This window comes from Acidovorax sp. GW821-FHT10E04 (genome assembly GCF_059415185.1).
In genome coordinates this window covers 36,257-55,886 of record NZ_JBWKMT010000008.1, presented here as the reverse complement: position 1 = coordinate 55,886, position 19,630 = coordinate 36,257, and the positions used below count along the sequence as shown (strand labels likewise).

At 70.8% G+C, this 19,630-nt stretch carries 19 protein-coding genes; 14 read left to right on the top strand and 5 right to left on the bottom strand.

Translation table 11 applies throughout. The annotated features are described in order from the left end of the window. Positions 1 to 7: 7 nt before the first annotated feature. Entirely contained in the window at positions 8 to 409 is a 402-nt protein-coding gene (locus AC07OC_RS22885) for a tautomerase family protein (RefSeq protein ID WP_218341211.1), read from the bottom strand. Positions 410 to 747: 338 nt separating this feature from the next. On the opposite strand from AC07OC_RS22885, the gene AC07OC_RS22880 reads away from it, so the two are divergent. From AC07OC_RS22880 to AC07OC_RS22860, 5 genes are all read left to right on the top strand, one after another. After that, positions 748 to 1,644 carry a LysR family transcriptional regulator gene (locus tag AC07OC_RS22880; RefSeq protein ID WP_218296776.1) on the top strand — a complete coding sequence of 299 codons (897 nt, stop codon included), beginning with the start codon at positions 748 to 750 and terminating at the stop codon, positions 1,642 to 1,644. A 109-nt stretch (positions 1,645 to 1,753) separates the two neighbouring features. Then, positions 1,754 to 2,737 carry a thiamine-phosphate kinase gene (gene thiL / locus AC07OC_RS22875; RefSeq protein WP_218341210.1) on the top strand — a complete coding sequence of 328 codons (984 nt, stop codon included), beginning with the start codon at positions 1,754 to 1,756 and terminating at the stop codon, positions 2,735 to 2,737. Between the two features lie 126 nt (positions 2,738 to 2,863). Then, on the top strand, positions 2,864 to 3,067 hold the full coding sequence (locus AC07OC_RS22870) for a YgaP family membrane protein (protein ID WP_218296774.1): 204 nt from the start codon (positions 2,864 to 2,866) through the stop codon (positions 3,065 to 3,067). A 135-nt stretch (positions 3,068 to 3,202) separates the two neighbouring features. Beyond that, the gene (locus AC07OC_RS22865) at positions 3,203 to 3,754 is read left to right on the top strand and encodes an RNA polymerase sigma factor (protein WP_218341209.1); all 552 of its coding nucleotides are present in this window, start codon (positions 3,203 to 3,205) and stop codon (positions 3,752 to 3,754) included. 95 nt (positions 3,755 to 3,849) lie between these two features. Continuing rightward, complete coding sequence (locus AC07OC_RS22860; RefSeq protein WP_218296772.1) at positions 3,850 to 4,203, top strand: hypothetical protein; 354 nt, start codon at positions 3,850 to 3,852, stop codon at positions 4,201 to 4,203. A gap of 120 nt (positions 4,204 to 4,323) precedes the next feature. On the opposite strand, the gene AC07OC_RS22855 is transcribed toward AC07OC_RS22860, so the two are convergent. Next, complete coding sequence (locus AC07OC_RS22855; protein ID WP_218341208.1) at positions 4,324 to 5,502, bottom strand: Acg family FMN-binding oxidoreductase; 1,179 nt, start codon at positions 5,500 to 5,502, stop codon at positions 4,324 to 4,326. A 39-nt stretch (positions 5,503 to 5,541) separates the two neighbouring features. Continuing rightward, on the bottom strand, positions 5,542 to 6,582 hold the full coding sequence (locus tag AC07OC_RS22850; RefSeq protein ID WP_218341207.1) for an NAD-dependent epimerase/dehydratase family protein: 1,041 nt from the start codon (positions 6,580 to 6,582) through the stop codon (positions 5,542 to 5,544). A 135-nt stretch (positions 6,583 to 6,717) separates the two neighbouring features. On the opposite strand from AC07OC_RS22850, the gene AC07OC_RS22845 reads away from it, so the two are divergent. The 4 genes from AC07OC_RS22845 (at position 6,718) to AC07OC_RS22830 (ending at position 10,565) form a co-directional block, all read left to right on the top strand. Then, entirely contained in the window at positions 6,718 to 7,602 is an 885-nt protein-coding gene (locus AC07OC_RS22845; protein WP_218296769.1) for a LysR family transcriptional regulator, read from the top strand. Positions 7,603 to 7,669: 67 nt separating this feature from the next. After that, positions 7,670 to 9,346, top strand: coding sequence for a DUF4139 domain-containing protein (locus tag AC07OC_RS22840; protein ID WP_369643602.1), 1,677 nt, complete (start codon positions 7,670 to 7,672; stop codon positions 9,344 to 9,346). 164 nt (positions 9,347 to 9,510) lie between these two features. After that, on the top strand, positions 9,511 to 10,041 hold the full coding sequence (locus tag AC07OC_RS22835; RefSeq protein WP_218341206.1) for a phosphatidylglycerophosphatase A family protein: 531 nt from the start codon (positions 9,511 to 9,513) through the stop codon (positions 10,039 to 10,041). Further along, the gene (locus tag AC07OC_RS22830) at positions 10,038 to 10,565 is read left to right on the top strand and encodes a CinA family protein (protein WP_218341205.1); all 528 of its coding nucleotides are present in this window, start codon (positions 10,038 to 10,040) and stop codon (positions 10,563 to 10,565) included. Before AC07OC_RS22835 ends, AC07OC_RS22830 begins: the two co-directional genes overlap by 4 nt. Before the next feature lie 140 nt (positions 10,566 to 10,705). Here AC07OC_RS22830 and AC07OC_RS22825 read toward each other — a convergent pair whose 3' ends face one another. Further along, the gene (locus AC07OC_RS22825) at positions 10,706 to 11,977 is read right to left on the bottom strand and encodes an IPTL-CTERM sorting domain-containing protein (RefSeq protein WP_255591576.1); all 1,272 of its coding nucleotides are present in this window, start codon (positions 11,975 to 11,977) and stop codon (positions 10,706 to 10,708) included. Between the two features lie 437 nt (positions 11,978 to 12,414). Here AC07OC_RS22825 and AC07OC_RS22820 point away from each other — a divergent pair, with 437 nt between their 5' ends. Together AC07OC_RS22820 and AC07OC_RS22815 are read left to right on the top strand one after the other, a co-directional pair. Further along, positions 12,415 to 13,308 carry an alpha/beta fold hydrolase gene (locus AC07OC_RS22820; RefSeq protein ID WP_218341204.1) on the top strand — a complete coding sequence of 298 codons (894 nt, stop codon included), beginning with the start codon at positions 12,415 to 12,417 and terminating at the stop codon, positions 13,306 to 13,308. A gap of 219 nt (positions 13,309 to 13,527) precedes the next feature. Then, positions 13,528 to 15,405 (top strand): patatin-like phospholipase family protein, encoded by a 1,878-nt coding sequence (locus AC07OC_RS22815; protein ID WP_218341203.1) that lies wholly within the window; start codon positions 13,528 to 13,530, stop codon positions 15,403 to 15,405. A 111-nt stretch (positions 15,406 to 15,516) separates the two neighbouring features. On the opposite strand, the gene AC07OC_RS22810 is transcribed toward AC07OC_RS22815, so the two are convergent. Beyond that, entirely contained in the window at positions 15,517 to 16,341 is an 825-nt protein-coding gene (locus AC07OC_RS22810; protein WP_218341202.1) for a YecA/YgfB family protein, read from the bottom strand. Between the two features lie 157 nt (positions 16,342 to 16,498). On the opposite strand from AC07OC_RS22810, the gene AC07OC_RS22805 reads away from it, so the two are divergent. Genes AC07OC_RS22805 through AC07OC_RS22795 form a run of 3 tightly spaced genes read left to right on the top strand, consistent with a single transcriptional unit; the run spans position 16,499 to position 19,480 of the window. After that, positions 16,499 to 18,241: an FMN-binding glutamate synthase family protein gene (locus tag AC07OC_RS22805; protein WP_218341201.1), complete on the top strand. Its 1,743-nt coding sequence runs from the start codon at positions 16,499 to 16,501 to the stop codon at positions 18,239 to 18,241. After that, a complete protein-coding gene (locus AC07OC_RS22800) occupies positions 18,238 to 19,038 on the top strand; it encodes a BUD32 family EKC/KEOPS complex subunit (protein ID WP_218341200.1) in 801 nt (266 codons plus the stop codon). The genes AC07OC_RS22805 and AC07OC_RS22800 overlap by 4 nt, the downstream gene beginning before the upstream one ends. A gap of 13 nt (positions 19,039 to 19,051) precedes the next feature. Next, positions 19,052 to 19,480 carry a GNAT family N-acetyltransferase gene (locus AC07OC_RS22795; RefSeq protein ID WP_218341199.1) on the top strand — a complete coding sequence of 143 codons (429 nt, stop codon included), beginning with the start codon at positions 19,052 to 19,054 and terminating at the stop codon, positions 19,478 to 19,480. The last annotated feature ends 150 nt before the right edge of the window (positions 19,481 to 19,630 follow it).

Below are 19,630 nucleotides of genomic sequence, written 5' to 3'. Positions count from 1 at the left end.
CCCGCCGTCACGCCGGCAGCACCGCCAGCTGGCGCGAGTGCTGCGTGCGCCCACCTTGGCCCCAGTCGCTGGCGGGCAGCTCCCGCACCACCACGTAGCTGGCGGGGGCCAGCACGCCGTCCCCGGCCAGCTGGCGCTGCAGCTCCGCGAACGCCGCCTGGATGAAGGCGGCCTTCTCTTCCTGCGTGTTCGTGCCCTGCGTGATGCTGATCTCCAGCAACGCCGTGGGCTGTTCGGCCGGCGCACCGCCGATGTGCCAGCGCGCGGCGGGCAGGTCGTCGATGACCACCGCCGTCACCTCGCGGCGCTTGCCCAGCAGGTCCACCGTGAGGTCCGTCAGCGCGCCGGCCAGTTGCCGGTAGCGTTCGGGGTTTTGCAGCGGGGCCAGTTTCAGAACGAGGGTTGGCATGGTGTTGTCTTCCTTTCTTGCGGGGTGGGAGCAGCAGGGGACGGCGTGTTCAGCCCGGCGCTGCGCAAAACCCAAAGGCCCGCGCGCACCAGAGTGCGCGCCAGCCAGGCGTGGGCGTCACGAAGGGCCTGCTGGCGCAGCCGCAGCGCGTCGCGCCGGGCGCAATCGCGCAGCCTCTGGTACTCAGCGGGGTGCATGGGCTGGTGCATGGCGGTTCCTTTCGAGGGCTGTTTTGCAGGGCTTGAAGCCACTGTAGGCAGCCCCGGGCGCGGCGGAAACGGCCCACGGCGCAAGACCGTTTTGCGCGGATTGCAAGGCCCCGCCGTTACCATCGCCCCATGCGCGAGATCCGCTTTGAAGACATGCACCTGTTCGTGCGCGTGGCCGACCTGGGCTCGCTCTCGGCGGTGGCGCGCGAGCGCGGCGCGCCGGTGAGCCAGGTCTCGCGCACCCTGTCGCGCATCGAGCAAGCCTGCGGCGCGCGGCTGCTGCACCGCTCCACGCATGGCCTCGCGCCCACACCCGAGGGACTGACCTTCCTGGACTACTGCCGCCGCATCACGGGCACGCTCGACGAGCTGGAAGGCGAATTCGCCCACCAGAGCGGCCAGCCCCGTGGCTGGGTGCGCGTGGCGTCCAGCTCGGTCGTGGCCGAGCACCTGTTGATTCCGAGCTTTGACAGCCTGCAGCGGCAGCACCCGCAACTGCGCGTGGAGCTGCTGGTGGATGACCGCATGGCCGACATGGCGCGCGATGGCATCGACATCGCCATCCGCACCGGCCCCCCGCTGACCGACACCGTGGTGGCGCGCCCGCTGGGCACCTTGGCGCGCGCCCTGTACGCCACGCCCGGCTACCTGCAGGCCCATGGCGCGCCAGAACACCCCGACGACCTGCACGCGCACCGCCTCATCGCCAACAGCGCGGTGGCTTTCCTGAACCATTGGCCCTTCCTCGTCGATGGAGAACCCCGCGTGCTGGTGGCCGAGGGCCACTGGCGCTCGGGCAGCACCGCCATCACGGCGCGCATGGCGCTGCAGGGCCTGGGCATTGCGCGCCTGGCCACGGTGGTGGCCGAGCCCCTCGTGCGCCAGGGCCTGCTGGCGCCCGTGCTCGCCGACTGCGTGGACCTGCAGCCCAGCCCGATCCATGCCATCACCCTCACCCGCAGGCACCGGCTGCCCAAGATCCAGGCCTGCATCGACCACTGGGCGCGGTGGTTTGACCCGCGCTAGCGCACCACCATGCCACGCTCTTTTTTGCTGCCGCACATGTTTTCTGATTTTTGGCCCTCCCCGGCCCACCATCCACACCGCACACACCCCATGACCACAAGGCCCTGCCATGGGTGAGTTCGACCTGATCGCCCGCTACTTCACCCGCCCCGCGCGCCCCGGCGGCGCCGTGGCCCTGGGCGTGGGAGACGACTGCGCGCTGCTGGCGCCTGCGCCCGGCATGCAGCTGGCCATCTCCAGCGACATGCTGGTGGAGGGCCGCCACTTCTTTGCGGACGTGGACCCCGAGGCCCTGGGCCACAAGGCGCTGGCCGTGAACCTGTCGGACCTGGCGGCCTGTGGCGCGCGCCCGCTGGCGTTCACCCTCGCCCTGTCGTTGCCCCGGGTGGACGAGGCCTGGCTCGCGGGCTTCTCGCGCGGGCTGCTGGCGCTGGCCGACGCCCACGGCTGTGCGCTGGTGGGCGGCGACACCACGCAGGGCCCGCTCAATATCTGCATCACGGTGTTTGGCGAGGTCCCCCCGGGCCAGGCCCTGCTGCGCAGCGGCGCACGGGCCGGCGACGACATCTATGTCAGCGGCACGCTGGGCGACGCCCGCCTGGCGCTGGAAGCCCTGCTGGGCCACGCCCCCCTGCCCGCCGGCGTGCTGGCCCGCGCGCGCCAGCGGCTGGAGCGCCCCACCCCGCGCGTGGCCCTGGGCCTGGCCCTGCGCGGGGTGGCCAGCAGCGCCATGGATGTGAGCGACGGGCTGCTGGGCGACCTGTCGCACATCCTCAAGGCCTCGGGCGTCGGGGCCCGCATCGACACGCACACTACTTCAAAAATGATAGCATCCAGCGCTTATTCATCAAGCGCCAACGGCCAAATTGGCTTGGAATTGATCCACCAATGCACGCTGGCAGGCGGCGACGACTATGAGCTGGCCTTCACCGCCCCGCCCGCACGGCGTGACGCCGTGGCCGCCGCGTCGCAGGCCAGCGGCACGCCCGTCACCCGCATCGGCACCGTGCGGGCCGAGCCCGGACTGCAGCTGCTGGACGCGCAGGGCCAGCCCATGGACAACCGCTACGCCTCGTTCGACCATTTCCGGTGACTGGCCCCGGCGGCCGGCGGCCACTTTTTTTCGCGGACCATGAATCCTTTGGCGAAACCAGCGGCTCTTGGTGGGGGAGGCGCCCTGTGCTGGCATCTCCTTCAACCGACCAAGGAACCAATTCCCATGCTGTACCGCAAGAACATCACCCGCCCTGAAAGCCTGCTGCGCGTTGTGGGGGGCGTCGCCCTCATCGCTGCGGGGCTGTGGTGGCTGGCCGCATCCCCCTTGGGCCTGGCGCTGGCCGCCGCGGGCGTCGGCAGCATCCTGAGCGGCGCGTTGGGCTACTGCCCCGCCTGCGCCATGGTGGGCCGCAGGCCCGTGGAATGACATGAGACATTCCCCCCTCGAGTCGCTTCGCGCCTTCACCCCCCGCTCTCACGCTGCGCGCGGGCTGGGAGGCGCAGCCAGCGCGCCGGTCTCATGGGCTGCGGGTGGCGCAATGCACCGTGGAGAACTGAGAGGATGAGCCCCACCCAACCACTACCCACGCTCGCCCAGCTGCTGCCCGCAGCGCGCAGCGGCGACGCCGTGGCGATGGAGCAGCTGCTGCGCCTGACCCGCCCCGACATCCGCCGCTATGCACTGCGCCACTGCGCGGCCACCACGGCCACCGACGACGTGGTGCAGGAGGCGCTCATCATCGTCTACCGCCGGGTGGGCGCGCTGCGCGAGGTGGCGGCGTTTGGCGGCTGGGTGGTGCGCATCGTGCAGCGGCTGTGCATGCGGCCCATGCTCGCGTGGCTCAAGGCCGAGCCCCTGGCGCAGGTGGAGGACACGCTGGCATGGTCGCACCGGCCCGACCACGAACTGCGCCACGACCTGGCCCTGGCCATCGACTCGCTGCCCCCCCTCTACCGCGACGCGCTGCTCCTGCGCGACTTCGAGGAGCTGACCATCGAGGAGATGGCCCAGCGCCTGGGCGTGACGCGCGAAGCGGCCAAGAGCCGCCTGCACCGCGCGCGGGCCCTGGTGCGGGAGTACCTTTCCGCGCCCGCCGGCACCCCGGGGCCTTGAGGCCAGGCGCCAAAGCGGCCGCGCTGCGCAATAGTTCACGCAGCGCCCTGCGGGCTTTTGCAACGCCAGGCCCGCAGCGTGCAACATCACGCCCCATGGCCTACACCTACCTGTTCTTTCAACCCGCCCGGCTGCCGCTGCGCACGGAGGACCTCTCGCCCGACACCGTGCTGGTGCTGCGCGACATCGAGCACATCAAGGCATCGCTCGCCCAGGTGCTGCCGGGGCTGGAATGGGCCCTGCCCACCTGGGGCCATGCCACGGTGCTGGGCCACGGGGTGGAGTTCCACCTTCCCGAGAACGTCTCCGAAGGCCCGCTGGCCATGCATTGCTCGCTGCGCACCGACTACACCGCGTGGGTGCAGGCGCTGTGCGACACGCTGGGCTGGCTGGCCTTCGACGAAACGCCCATGTGCCTGCAGCCCCACGGGCCGCCCTTTCCCGCTTGACGCGCCGCGCGCGAAGCCCCGGTTCGACGCCGCCGCCCGGCGGGAACGGGAAGCCGCCCCGGCCCTCCAGCCAACCAGCCGGCCGGCAAACAGGCCTTCCTTGCGCGGCGGCCGCCCCGCTCAGGCGCGCACGAACTGCGCCAGCGGCCGGCGCGGCGTGGCGGGCACCTCGCCCTGCGGGTAGCCGATGCGGCAGAACATCTGCACCGTGGCATCGTCCGCGCTGCGCGGCGCGGGCCGCCCCAGCACCAGCTGGTGCACGCGCTCGTAGTGCGGCGCCATCTCGGCGAACTCCTGCAGCGCCTGGCTCATGGGGTGCATGCCCACGCCCAGCGCCGTGGCCCGCAGCTGCAGGCGCGCGTAGGCCCGGCCCGCCTGGACCTGGTCGGCGCGCGTGTTGCCGCCCGCGATCCACACAAAACCCATGGCCGTGCGGCTGTGGCCTTCGAAGCGGCCCATCGCGCTCTTGTAGGCCGCGCTGCCTTCGGCGGGCGGCGCCGTGCGGTCGAACATGCCCAGCGCCGCCACCGCCCGCACGAAGGGCGAGTTCAGGGAGATGCCGTCGCGGTGGCGCAGGATTTCGGAGGGGCCCACGCGCGTGAGGTGGATGCTCTCCATCATCGTGCGCGGGGTGAGCAGCTCGACCTGGGCGGATTCCCAACACAGCGCGCGCAGCGGCCCCAGGCGGGCATCGTCCACCGTTCCCCCGGCCTGCAGCGGCGCCCCGGGGCGCTGGCTGGCCAGCAGCGCGGCCAGCACCTCGGGCGCCACGGGGCGGGCCGTGTCGAAGTCGCTCTTGGACGTGCGGCGCTGCAGCACCTGCGCAAACAGCGGATCGGGCTGGCCCGCGGGCTGGAGGGTGACACGCGCCACGGGCCGGTCGTCCCAGGCGGTCAGCGCCTCGGGCAGCGGGCCCTGCGGCCACAGCTGCACCTCGCTGCCCGCGCCTTGCTGCGCCAATGCCAGCACCAGCAGCTCCAGGAACGCCCCGTGGCCGATCAGGATCTGTCGGCCCAGCGGGTCGGTGTGCGGCAGCACGCGCTCGCGGTCGGTGCGCAGGGTGATCACGCCGTCCTCGCGCAGGTCCACCACCCAGGGCTGCAGGTTGTGCGGGTTCGGCGCGGTGATGGCGTAGGCCACGGCGCGGCGGCGCACCTCGGTCTCGCCCACGGGGCCCTGCCAGGCCTCGACCGCCTCGGCGGGGTAGTGCGGGCCGGCCACGCCACACGCGGCCAGCGTGCCCGTGGCGGCGGCGATGGTGCCACCACCGGCCAATCGAATGAAGTTGCGGCGATGCATGGAGACGCTCCTTGGAGGGGTGAGAAAGACAGACACGGGTCAGGCCAGCGCGGCACGGCGCGCCTGCGGGGCCAGCAGCCCCAGGTCGGCGAGCGCCTGGCGCACCGCCTGGTCGAAGGGCGTGTGGGGTTCATCGCCGATGAGCGCGCGCAGGCGCGTGTTGTCCAGCCGGTGCGGCGTGCTCCACAGGTAGCGCATGGCCGCCAGCGCGGCGAACGTGGGCGCCACGGCGCCCGCGATGCGCAGCAGCGGCCAGGGCAGCCGCCCTACCCGCAGCGCGCCGGCATCGGGCAGCCAGCCCTGTTCCGCGGCAATGGCCGTGAAGCTGTGCAGCCATTGCCGGGCGCTGGCGTGGTGCCCCGCGAATTGCAGGCATTCAAAGGCGGCCAGGCGATGCCGCTCCTGGGCCACGCGCACGAAGGCACGCGCCAGGTCGGGCAGGTAGGCCCAGGGCGTGGCCACGTCCAGCGGGCCGGGCCACGTGATGCGGCCCCGGGGCAGCTCCCTGGCGATGGCCTGGTCGAGCCAGCTGCCCGTGCCGCTGCCAAAGAAGTCGCCCGCGCGCACCACCACCGCCCGCAGTCCGCCGTCCCGCGTGGCGGCGGCCAGGCGCTGCTCAAGCTGCACGCGCAGGCGGCCCTTGAAGCCGGTGGCGGCCTGTGGCGTGTCCTCGCGCAGCACGGCGGGCATGGCCTCGCCGAAGTTGTAGACGTTCCCGGGCAGCATGAGCGTGGCGCCCAGCGTGCGCGTGACGGCGACCGCCGCCTCCATGAGGGCGGGCGCCTCGTCGCGCCAGGCCTTGTGCGTGTAGGCCGGGTTGAGCGCATGCACCACCACCTGGGCGCCCCGGGCCTGCGCCGCCAGCGCGGGGGTGTCCTGCACCGCCGCGGGCAGCCACCACACGCCGGGGATGGCCGGCAGCGCCGCTCCCTGGGCGCCCGGCCGCACCTGCGCCAGCACCTGCCAGCCCGCCTGGGCGAAAGCGCGGGCGGCGGCCTGCCCCAGGCGGCCCCGGCCTCCAAGGATCAGCACGGTGGAAGCCGCCGGGGCGGCGGTGCTGGGCGTGGCGCTGGTGGTCATTGGGGGCCTTTGTGAAAAGAAGGAATGGGGTGATTGTGGAAATGCGCGGCGAACTACACAATTGCCTAACTTTTCATATCAGCAATTCATTTTTGAATAGCAAGGCCCGCAGAAACCGGAGCACGCCGCCGCCCCATGAATCAGACCTTCGACTGGAGCCTCGTGCAGTCCTTCCTGGCCGCGCTCGACCAGGGCAGCCTGCTGGGCGCGGCGCGCGTGCTGAACGCGAGCCAGCCCACCATCGGCCGCCACATCGCCGAGCTGGAGGCACAGCTGGGCGTGGTGCTGTTCGAGCGCACCGGGCGCGGGCTGCTGCCCACGGCCACGGCGCTCCAACTGGCCGAATCGGCGCGCGCGATGGAGGCCGGCGCGCACCAGCTCGCGCGCAGCGTGTCGGGCGCGCAGGCCGGGGTGAGCGGCACCGTGCGCATCACCGCCAGCCAGCCCGTGGCCTGCGCGCTGCTGCCCCCCGTGCTCGCGCGCATGCGGCAGGCGCTGCCCGAGGTGCAGGTGGAGCTGGTGGCCAGCAACGAGGTCACCAACCTGCTGCGCCGCGAGGCCGACATCGCGCTGCGCATGGTGCGCCCCAGCCAGGCCAGCCTGGTGGCCAGGCGCATCGGGGCGGTGACCCTGGGCGCCTACGCCCACCGCGACTACCTGCGCCGCAAGGGCGTGCCGCGCCAGCCGGCCGACCTGCTGCAGCACGAGCTGATCGGCAACGACCGGCACGAGGACATTCCGCAGGGGTTCGCGGCCATGGGCTACCCGGTGGAACGCCAGCATTTCGCCTTCCGCACCGACGATCTCATGGCCTACTGGGCGGCCGTGCGCGCGGGACTGGGCATCGGCTTCGTCGGCCGCTACCTGGCCCGCACCGATCCCGAGGTGGTGGCCGTGCTGCCCCTGCTGCCCCTGCCCGAGCTGCCCATCTGGCTCACGGTCCACCGCGAGATCCGCACCAGCAGCAGAATCCGCGCCGTGTATGACTTCCTGGCGCACGAGGTCCCGGGGATGCTGTGAGCATCCGGCAACGCCACACGGCTGCTAGCATCCCATTTCCGTTTGTCCACCGCGCCCGAGGAACCCCGTGATCCACTTCCCCATCGCCCTGCGCTTGCGCGCTCCACGCCCGCTGCGGCACGCGTGCCTGGCCGGCCTGGCCGTGCTGTGCAACGTGGCCCCGGCGGCCCTGGCCCAGGACACCTCGCGCATCACGCGCGTCACCGTCTATCCGGGCAGCGCCACCGTGGAGCGGGTGGCCAAGGTGCCCGCCGGCGCGCGCAGCCTCACGCTGGCCTGCCTGCCCGCGTCGCTGGATGCGCAAAGCCTGCAGATCAACGCCGACCCCGGCGTGCGGGTGGGCGAGTTCAATGTGCTCACCGAAGACCGCGATGTGGTGGCCGCCTGCGCCAGCCCCCTGGACGGCCGCATCCGCGAGCTGGAGGACCAGATCGCCGGCGTGAAGGCCGAGGCCTCGGCGCTGCAGCTGGTGGACAGCTACCTGCGCGGCGTGGCCCACGCGGGGCCCGCCCCCGGCGATGCGGCGGCGGCGGGCCGCACCGGCGGCCTCGCCCCCGCACCCGCGCAGATCACCGCGACGGCCGAGGTGCTGCGCAAGTCCGGGCAGGACAGCTTTGCGCGCGCGCACCAGCTCCAGCGCAAGCAGGAATCGCTGGAACTGGCGCTCAAGCCCCTGGTGGCCGAGCGCGAGCGCGTGGCCAGCCAGCGCGCGCGCGTGGTGTCGGTCACCATCAACCTCGCCACCGAGCGCGAGGCCGAGCTGCGCCTGTCCTACCAGGTGCGCGGCCCGGGCTGGCAGCCCACCTACCGCGCCACGCTGGACGCCGGCCAAGCCAAGGTGCTGGTCGAGCGCCAGGCGCTGGTGGCGCAAAACAGCGGCGAGGACTGGGGCAACGTGCAGCTGACCCTTTCCACCGGCCAGCCCGGCCGCGCCACCCAGGGCCGCCTGCCGCGCGCCTGGACGCTGGACGTGGCACCGCCGCCGCAGCCCGTGGCCGCGGCGGCCCCCATGATGGCCATGGCCCCGCCCGCCCCCGCGCCCGCGGCCCGCGCGCGCAATGTGGCCGAGGAGGCCATGCCCACGTTCGACGTGAGCGCCACCGACAAGGGTTTCGCCACCGAATTCGCGGTGCCGCAGCGCATCACCGTGCCATCGAGCGGCCAGCGCGTGACGCTGGCGCTGGGCAGCCACGCCGCGCCCGCCACGCTGATCACCCGCACGGCCCCCGCCGTGGAAGAAGCCGCCTACCTGGTGGCCGACATCGCCCAGCCGCCCGGCGTGTGGCCCGCGGGCCCGGCGGGCCTGTACCGCGACGGCGCGTTCGTGGGCAGCGGGCGCATCGACTTCGGCACGCCCAGCCCGGGCGCTCCGGCGGGCAGCACCAGCCTGTCGTTCGGCCGCGATGAACTGGTCACGGTTCGGGCCGAGCCCGCGCAGGACCTGACCGGCAGCACGGGCTTCACCGGCTCGCGCACCGAGCGCAAGACCCGCCGCGCCTACAGCGTGGAAAACCGCCACAAGACCGGCATCACGCTGCAGGTGCTGCATGCCGCGCCGGTCTCGCGCAACGAGAAGATCGAGGTCGAATCGCGCTACCAGCCCCAGCCCGCCGACATGGCCTGGAACCGCACGCCCGGCACCGTGGCCTGGCAGCAGGCCCTGGGCGCGGGCGCCACGGCGCAGTTCAGCGCCGAGCACACGATCCGGTATCCCAAGGATGTGGAGCTGCAAGAGCGCCAGTAAATGATGAGGCCCCCCCTGAGGCGCCTCGCGCCTTCACCCCTCTCTCGCTGCGCGGGAAGGGGACGCACCCGGTGGCCTGGCAAAGCCAGTTTCACAGGTACGCTGGCCTTGTGCGCGCCAGCTCCATACGCCGTGGGTTGCACGAAGCACCGTTGATTGTTGATATGACCCCCAGCTCTCCTTCCGCCCACACACCCGCTCCTCGGCGCCCCACCGTGGCGTTCATGTTTTCTCACCCGGCCCACTTCATCGCGCTGGGTTTTGGCGCCGGGCTGTCGCGCGTGGCGCCGGGCACCGTGGGCACGCTGTGGGCCTGGCTGAGCTACCTGGTGCTGCAGCAATGGCTGTCGCCCCAGCACATGGGCCTGCTGATTGCAGGGAGCACCGTGGTGGGCTGGTGGGCCTGCACCACCACCGCCCGCAACATGGCAGTGGCCGACCCCGGCAGCATCGTGTGGGACGAGGTCGTGGCCTTCTGGCTGGTGCTGTGGCTGGCCATGCCCATGGGCTGGTGGGGGCAGCTCGCGGCGTTCGCGCTGTTCCGCTTCTTCGATGCCGCCAAGCCCGGCCCCGTGGGCTGGGCCGACAGCCTGTTCAAGGGCTTTGGCTGGCGCGGCGGCTGGGGTATCTTGTGGGACGACTTTGTGGCAGCCTTCTGCACGCTGCTGGCCATTGCACTGTGGAGGTTCCTATGACAACCGCATCGCTATCGAATGAAGAGCTGCTGGCGCTTGATACATCAGCGCTGGAGGCCAATTTGACGCAAATTTCCCTGCGGCTGCTGAAACACAGCCACCTGCTGGCCACCGCCGAGAGCTGCTCGGGCGGCATGATCGCGGCGGCCTGCACCGACCTGGCGGGCTCCAGCCAGTGGTTCGAGCGTGGTTTTGTCACCTACTCCAACACCGCCAAGGTCGACATGCTGGGTGTGCCCGCCGCCATGATCGAACAGGACGGCGCCGTGAGCGAGTCCGTGGCCCGCGCCATGGCCGACGGGGCGCTCACCCATTCCCAGGCGCAGGTCAGCCTGGCCGTGACCGGCGTGGCCGGCCCCACGGGCGGCAGCGACGCCAAGCCCGTGGGCACGGTGTGGTTTGCCTGGTGCGTGAATGGCGAAACCCACAGCGAGATGCAGCACTTTGCGGGCGACCGCGCCGCCATCCGCACGGCCACGGTGCGCTATGCGCTGCAGCGGCTGCTGGCCTGGTTGCCCGCCTGAGGCGGCGTTGCCTTGCGCCGTCTCACGCCGTCTCACGCCGTTGATTCGCGTTGCCGCGGTACCGCACTGCCTGCGGCTTCCGCTTGGGCTATACGGTTGAACGCACATCCGCATGAGACGACGCCCGCAGGCGGGTCGGCCTATGCGCGGCCGCGAAAAACACCGCGCCGCCTTGCAGGGATCGCTGCCAGCCCGAGCAGACCTGCCAGCAGCACCAGCCCCCACGACGAAAGCGTGGGCACGGCCATGGCCGCCCCCAGAGCCACGGCAAACACCCCCGACAGCAGGCCCAGGTTCTGCGGATTGCCGTGGGCGTCGCGCGCTCCCGTCACCTGCACGTCGACCGCCGGGAGCACCAGATTGCCCGCGCCCACGGTGAAGCTCTGCACGTAGTGCGTGCTGTCCGTCCAGCTGCCGCCCGTGGGCGTCAGTACGGCAGCCAGGCCCGGCTGGTTGGGGAAGCTCAACACCGGCGTGCTGGCGGTGTCCATGGGTTCGCTGAAAGTGATCGTCAGCGTGAAGAGCTCCCCGGCGCGCAGAATGCTGCCGCCCCGCTGCGTGGTCAGGTCGCTGCGCAATACGGCGGTGCTGGGCGCGACCGCCAGGACGCTGGGGTTCCTGGTGTCGATGCTGAACACGCCCGTGAGTTCGAAATCGGTGTTCTTGTTGTCGGGGTCGTCCTTGCGCCCCACGCCGCCGGCGATCAGCACGTTGATGCTGTCGAACTGCTCGTCGCCATCGGCAATCGTCCAGGTCACTATGTAGCGGTTGCGGTTCGCCCATGTGGATGTGACATTGCCGAGCGTGAGCGGCGTGCCACCCGTGTTGGTGAACACCAGGTTCGTGCACAGATAGTTGAGCGGCACCCCATTGGGGCACCCGCCATAGTCGCTGGCAATGTCATACCGGATAACGAATGTGACGGTTTTCCCGATGTCGGCGTCGGTGAGGACATGGCCGCTGCCGGCCGGGTGCACCAGGATGCCGCCATCGATGACACCCTTCATGTCGACGACATGCGGGGGAGGGATGTAGAGAATCTCGAACACGTCGGCCTGAAAGCCGGGGGACTGGACCGCGCCCACGGTGTCCTTCGCGCCGCTGACCGCCACGTCCACCGGGCTGATGTTCACGACCATGCTGGCGGTGCCATAGTTCTGCCGGAACGTCGTGGCATCGAGCCAGGTCGAGGTGGTGGGCACCAGAAACGCCCCGGGGTCTTCACCCACCGTGGGAAACGAGATGACCGGAGTGACGGCGGTGTCCATGGCGACGTCGTAGGTCACCGTCAAATGAAAGGCGTCACCGCCCGACACCGGGGAGTCGCTGGGCACGACCGATACCATCGCCGGAGCCGCCAGCACAAACGGTGCCGCCAGGCACAGGCACCACGGCAGCAGCAGCCGTGCCATCAGCCGGCCCCGCCCCCTTGAAATCACGCCCACCCCAAGCCCCGCCCCGCCTGTACAGGCCATCTCTGTCGTACCCACAACCATTCCTTTTTCGGCCCACAGGGCCTGTTTCTTTTTTTGCGCCGAGCACCTTGCCGAACCACCGGTGGAATTCAGAACCTGCGAGGAAAAACCCGGTGCCACGCGGGGCTGCCGCGCACCGCGCCCCAGGCTGCTGCCGGCTGCATGCGGACACCCCGGGGTGCCACCGCGCGCGCCGGCCGCCAGTGTAACTTTACGTAAGCAAAGACGATCCGGCGGCGGCCCGGGGCGCGAGGTGGGGCACCCGGTCGCCAACGCGCCCCTCGCGCGCACCCATCACCGCGTCCACCGTCAGCGCGCTCTTGCCCTGTAGCGCTGCGGTGTAGCATGGGCGCACCTCATTCGCGGCGCACACCATGCACTGGCTCCAAGGATTCAACACCCAACGTATCGCCACGGGCGGCGCAGATATCTTTGTGCGCACGGGCGGCAAACCCGACGGGCCGGCACTGTTGCTGCTGCACGGCTTTCCGCAAACGCATGCGCTGTGGCACCGCGTGGCGCAGCAGCTGGCGCGCGACTACTTCCTGGTCATGCCCGATTTGCGCGGCTATGGCGACTCGTCGCACGCCCCCGGCCTGCCCGACCACAGCAACTACAGCAAACGCGCGATGGCCCAGGACATGGCCGAGGTGATGACGGCGCTAGGCCATGAGGCGTTCTTCCTGTGCGGCCACGACCGGGGCGGCCGCGTGGCGCACCGCCTGGCGCTGGACCACGCGGCGCGCGTGCGCAGGCTGTGCGTGATCGACATCGCGCCCACGCTCGACATGTACGCCCGCACCGACATGGATTTCGCGCGGGCCTACTACCACTGGTTCCACCTGATCCAGCCCGCGCCGCTGCCCGAGACCATGATCGGCGGCAACGCGCGCGCCTACCTGCACGCCAAGCTGGGCGGCTGGGGCAGCGCGGGCCTGGCCCACATCGAACCCCAGGCCCTGGCCGACTACGAGCGCTGCTTTTGCACGCCCGAGGCCATCCACACCGCGTGCGAGGACTACCGCGCCAGCGCGGGCATCGACCTGGACCACGACCGCACGGGCCGCGCGCAGGGCGAGAAGATCGCCTGCGACACGCTGGTGCTGTGGGGCGAGCACGGCGTGGTGCACCGGCTGTTCGATCCGCTGGCACTGTGGCAGGCGCAGTGCGCGGGCGCCGTGACCGGCCAGGCCGTGCCCGCCGGGCACTTCATCCCCGAGCAATTGCCCGAGGCCACGGCCGGCGCGCTGCGCGCCTTCATGCGCTGACGGCGCGGGCCCGGGCCGCGCACGGACCACAATCGCCGCGGCAGGCGTGCATTTGTTCACGCAGGCCCCGGCCGGCGCCTGCCGCCGGGCACGCGCAGGGGCTCCGGCGTTCCTAGAATCCGCCGCTTCGCAGCTGCGGAATCCGTTGCGAAGGCCTGTGCGCAGGCACCCCGTTTTCCGCAGCGCCCCCCCAAAACAAGCCCTGCCGATTGCGCGACCATGCCCCCTTTCACCGCCACCCAGAACCAACTGCTCACCGAGCACCTGCGCAGCTTTCTGCACGGCATCGAGCCCGAGGCGCTGGAGCTGCTGCGGGCCCACCTGGAATGGGTGGAGGTGCCCGGCGGCAGCACGCTGATGGCGCAGGGCGAGCCGGGCGAATCGATGTACCTCACGGTGAGCGGCCGCCTGCGCGCCTATGTGCGTGGCGACGACGGCCACCAGCGCCGCGTGGCCGACATGGGGCGCGGCCAGGTGATCGGCGAGATCAGCCTGTTCACCGATGCCCCCCGCGCCGCGACCGTGGTGGCCGTGCGCGACTCGGTGCTGGTGCGCCTGACCAAGGACGTGTTCAAGACCCTGCTGGCCAGCAGCGCGCAGGTGTCCATCGCGCTCACGCGCCAGATCATCCAGCGCCTGCAGTCCGGGACGGCCGCCAACGTGGCCGCGCTGGAGCGCCCCGTGGCCATGGGGCTGCTGCCGATCAGCGCCGGGGTGGACCTGCAGGGCTTCGGCCAGGGCATGGCACGCCAGCTGGGCCTCATCGGCCGCGTGCGCGTGGTGGATTCCGCCACGGTGGACGCCGAACTGCGCGAGGCCGGCATCGCGCAGCGCGAGGGCGCCGACGCCACGGCCAACCGGCGCATCGCCATGCTGCTCGACGAGATCGAGGCGCGCAACGACTTCGTGCTGCTGGTGGCCGACCCCGAGCCCACGCCCTGGACGCGCCGCGTGAGCCGCCACTGCGACGAGCTGCTGCTGCTGGCCGACGCGCAGGCCGAGCCCGCCCTCCACGCCATCGAGGAGCAGTGCCTGCTGCGCCGCGCGCCGCTGGCCGAGGCCGCCGAGATCCTGGTGCTGCTGCACCCGGCCGGCACCCGGTGCCCGCAAGGCACCCAGCGCTGGCTGGACCGCCGCCCCGTGGCCGACCATCTGCACGTGCGCCCCGCCCTCGACCGCGACATGGCGCGCCTGGCCCGCATCCAGAGCCGCACGGCCGTGGGCCTGGTGCTGGCCGGTGGGGGCGCGCGCGGCTTCGCGCACCTGGGCGTCTACCGCGCGCTGCAGGAAGAAGGCGTGGAGATCGATTGCGTGGGCGGCACCAGCATCGGTTCGGTGATGGCGGCGTACGTCGCCTCCGACCAGCCTCTGGAGGCCGTGATGGCCAATGCGCGCGAGGCCTTTCGCACCAACCCCACGGGCGACTTCAACCTGCTGCCGCTGCTGTCGCTCATCAAGGGCCGGCGCCTGCGCCACATCCTGCACGCGGCCGTGGAGCGGCTGGTGGGCTTCCCCGCGCAGATCGAGGACCTGTGGAAGAACTACTACTGCGTGGCCACCAACTACTCCAGGGCGAGCGAGCAGGTCGTGCGCCGGGGCAGCCTGGTGAAGTCGCTGCTGGCCAGCATCTCCATTCCCGGCGCGTTGCCGCCCGTGGTGCACGAGGGCGACCTGCTGTGCGACGGCGGCACGTTCAACAACTTTCCGGTGGACGTGATGCGCGGCATGCGCGGCGTGGGCACGGTGATCGGCGTGGACCTGAACTTCAGGAAGCCCCGGCGCATCGACCTGGACGACGTGCCCACGAGCTGGGCCCTGCTGCGCGACAAGCTGCGGCCGCGCGCCAAGCGGCGCTACCGGCTGCCGTCGCTGGCGAGCTACCTGATGAACGTGACCATCCTGTACAGCATGTCGCGCCAGCGCCAGTCGCAGCAGCTCACCGACCTGTACTTCAACCCGCCCATGGACCGCGTGGGCATGCTGCAGTGGAACCGCTTCGAGCAGATCGTGCAGCAGGGCTATGCGCACGGTACCGAGGTGCTCGACGCGCTGGATGCCGTGCGCCGCCAGCGCATCGGCGGGCTGCGGGCGGCCTGAGAAGCAGCCCGCGCGGTGCGCGGGTTTCAAATCAAAAAAGGCCGTGGTGCTTGCGTGACAAACGCCAATTGCTATTTATTTAATAGCAACCCGACCGATAGAGACCGGGACTCAGGCCGCACCGTGGCACTTCTTGTACTTCTTGCCGCTGCCGCAGGGGCAGGGGTCGTTGCGGCCCGGCTCGGGGGCCTTGCGCACCGTTTCCACGCGCGGGCCCATGCTCTTCCAGATCTGGCGCAGGTCGTACACGGCCCAGATGGCTTCGCCGAAGGCCTCGACGCGCGCCTGGCTGGTGCTGGGCGGGCCGTCCTCGCTGTACATGCAGACCTCGGGCTTGCCGGTGTCGTCCTCGGTCAGCGCGACGATGCTGTCCAGCGCGTCGTCCAGCCACCGGGCGGCCTCCTTGTCGCGCGGGGCGGCCCAGTCCTCGGGCCAGTTCTCCACGGCGAACATGAAGCCCAGGGCCCAGACCTGGCCGAAGGACGGGATTTCCTGGTCGTCGCCCATCTCCGCGCGCTGCTCGTCGGTGAGGCTGGCCACCGCGCCGCGCATGTCCATGGCCTCGGGCTGGAAGGTGCGGTCGTCATCCAGCGTTTCGACCTTGGTGTCCAGCTGCGCCACGATCTCGTTCCAGCGGCGGTCCCACAGCGCGAGGAAACGCGCCTGCTGGGTGGCATCCGCGAAGGCGGGCAGCAGCGGCAGGGGCTCGCCCTCGGCCACATCGAGCTCGGCGCCGTCGCCCAGCAGCATGGGCAGGTATTCGGCGGGGGCGATGGGGCGGCGGCTGCAGATCACGGCGGTCATGAAACCGTCGCAGAACTCCCACTGCGGGATTTCCTCGCCGCGCGAACGCAGGTCGTCCAGGATGTTGTCGATCTCTTCGAGTTCGTCGGGGCCCAGCCCCAGGGGGGCGGCGGCAGGCGTGGTATCGGTCATGGCAGGGCTCCGGTCAATCGCTCAGGGGCGAAGAAGAACAATTTTTTACTTCTATGATGCTGCGCAGGTCCGCCGCTTGCGGCCGGGCCTGCGAAAAGGCGGCCAGTGTAGCCCTCTCGCCGCCTGGCGCCCGGCATCCCGCAGAATCAGGACCCCCATGATCCACCAACTCAACTCCCTGTACCCGGTGCGCTACACGGCCTTCGCGCTGTGCGTTTTCGGGCTGCTGCTGTCGCTGTTCGCGCTGGTGGCCTTTAGCGTGGGACTGCCCGTGGTGCTGGTGTTCGCCGCCCTGGTGGCCGTGGGCGTGTACGACCTGCAGCAGTCGCGCCACGCCATCCTGCGCAACTACCCGGTCATCGGCCACATCCGCTTCATGCTCGAATATGTGCGCCCCGAGGTGCGCCAGTATTTCATCGAGAGCGACAGCGAGGCCGCGCCGTTCTCGCGCGCGCAGCGCTCGCTGGTGTACCAGCGCGCCAAGGGCGACCCGGACAACCGCCCCTTCGGCACCCACCTGGACGTGGGCGCGCAGGGCTACGAATGGGTCAACCACTCGCTCGCGCCCACACAGCTGCCGTCGCACGACTTTCGCGTGTGGATCGGCGGCAACCCGGATGCACCGTCGCCGTCCGTGGCGCCCTGTACCCAGCCCTACCACGCGAGCGTGTTCAACATCTCGGCCATGAGCTTTGGCGCGCTGTCGGCCAACGCCATCCTGGCGCTCAACCAGGGCGCCAGGAAGGGCGGCTTCGCGCACGACACGGGCGAGGGCAGCATCAGCCAGCACCACCGCGTGCACGGCGGCGACCTGATCTGGGAGATCGGCTCGGGCTACTTCGGCTGCCGCAATCCCGACGGCACGTTCAGCGAAGAGCGTTTTGCGGCCAACGCCACCGACCCGCAGGTCAAGATGATCGAGCTGAAGCTGAGCCAGGGCGCCAAGCCCGGCCACGGCGGCGTGCTGCCCGGGGCCAAGGTCACGGCCGAGATCGCGGCCGCGCGCGGCGTGAAGGAAGGCGAGGCCTGCATCTCGCCCGCCAGCCACAGCGCCTTCCGCAACCCGGTGGAGATGATGCAGTTCATCGCCAGGCTGCGCACGCTCTCGGGCGGCAAGCCCACGGGCTTCAAGTTCTGCCTGGGCCACCCGTGGGAGTGGTTCGCCATCGTCAAGGCCATGCTGGTCACGGGCATCACGCCCGACTTCATCGTGGTCGACGGCGCCGAGGGCGGCACCGGCGCGGCCCCGGTGGAGTTCAGCGACCACGTGGGCGCGCCGCTGCAGGAGGGCCTGCTGCTGGTGCACAACACCCTGGTGGGCGTGAACCTGCGCGACCGCGTGCGCATCGGCTGCGCGGGCAAGGTCATCAGCGCCTTCGACATCGCCCGCATGATGGCGCTGGGCGCCGACTGGTGCAACGCGGGGCGCGGCTTCATGATGGCGCTGGGCTGCATCCAGGCGCAAAGCTGCCACACCGGCCACTGCCCCACGGGCGTGACCACGCAGGACCCGCTGCGCCAGCAGGCCCTGGTGGTGCCCGACAAGGCCACGCGCGTGGCGCAGTTCCACCGCAGCACGCTACACGCGCTGCAGGAGCTGGTGCAGGCCGCCGGCCTCACCCACCCCAAGGACATCACGGCCCACCACATCGTGCGCCGCATCAGCGACACCGAGGTGCGCCTCTTGTCCAACCTCATCACGCGCATGCTGCCCGGCGCGCTGCTGGGCCCGCTGGACGCGCAGCACAACGTCTTCCGCCTGTACTGGCCCCTGGCCAGCGCGCACAGCTTCCAGGCCAGCGAGCCCGCGCTGGAGCCCTCCATCCCGCACCATGTGGAGCTGGTCCATGCGGCGGCGGCAGGCACCGCCGCCGCGGTGGCAGGGGACGCGGCCGTATGACGATGGACACCCCCGACTACGGCGCCTTCCTGCAGCAGCACCTGGCCACGCAGCCCCACGCCGTGATGGCCCACGTGCTGGGCGGCGAACAGATCTGGATCAAGCGCGCGGGCGCGCCCCACGGCACGGGGCGCTACCGCGCCATGGCCGTGCTGGCCGGCCTGCTGCGGCTCCCGGTGCTGCGCCCCGTGCCCAACCCCGGCGGCACCGCCGCCATCGCCACCGAGGTGCGGCGCCTCACGGACCTGGCGGCGCGGGGTGTGCGCGTGCCCGTGGTGCTGGCCGCGCAGCGAGATGGCTTCGCGATGCGGCACCTGGGCCGCACGGGGGAGGAGACCCATTCGCTGGGCAACGAGATCGACCATGCCGTGCAGGCGGGCGACACGGCGGCCGTGCTGGCACTGTGGCAACAGGGGCTGGACACACTCGCCCATGTGCACCGCCAGGGCACGTGCCTGAGCCAGGCCTTTGCGCGCAACCTGGTGCGCTGCCCCGATGGCGAAGTGGCCTGCATCGACTTCGAGGACGATCCTGCGTCCGTGCTGCCGCTGCCGGTATGCCACGTGCGCGATGCGCTGTGCTATGCGCACTCCACGGCCATCTATCTGCACCAGAGCGGCACGCTGGGCGAGGGGCGCGAGCGCTGGGCGGCGTGGGTGGCGCAGGGGAGCACGGAGATGCGGGAGGTGCTGGCGACCAGCGTTCGCCGGATGGGGTGGATGCGGCAACTGCCTGCGAGCCGCAAGCTGGGGCGGGACTTGCAGCGGGTGCGGGCGGCGTATGACCTGTTGGCATGACAAGACTAGCGCGATGAACGACTATGAGATTTACACCCCCACAGCAGAAGAAGTCCACTCCGGCGTCCTCGGCCGCCGGATGCGGCAGTTCAACTACGGATTTGTTGGCGAATACGGCCAGACGCAGCCAGTGTGGGTGAGCGCACGTGACACCAAGGGTGAATTGCTGGGCGGGCTGCGCGGATTCGTGTTTCTGCAGTGGCTGAATGTGGAACTTCTGTTTGTCGACGAATCGGCCCGGCACCAAGGGCTGGGCCGAAGCCTGCTGGCTACGGCGGAACAGAAAGCCCGCGAGCTGGGTGCGCACAGCGCGACGCTGAGTACCTTTGAGTGGCAAGCGCGGGGCTTTTACCTCAAGCAGGGCTATGATGAGTTCGGACACATCGACAACTACATCCAGGGCTTTCAGCTGGTGTACATGAAGAAGGTACTCGCACCTTGATGTCGCCGGGCAGGGAGACTGGATCTTCAGAAGCGCTAGACGAACCACAGCCAGATGGCCACGCCCAGACACCCCAGCGAGAGCACAACAAAGGCCCAGTAGAGGCCAGGAATGCCACCGATGGCAGTGAACTTGTTCGCCTGCAACCCC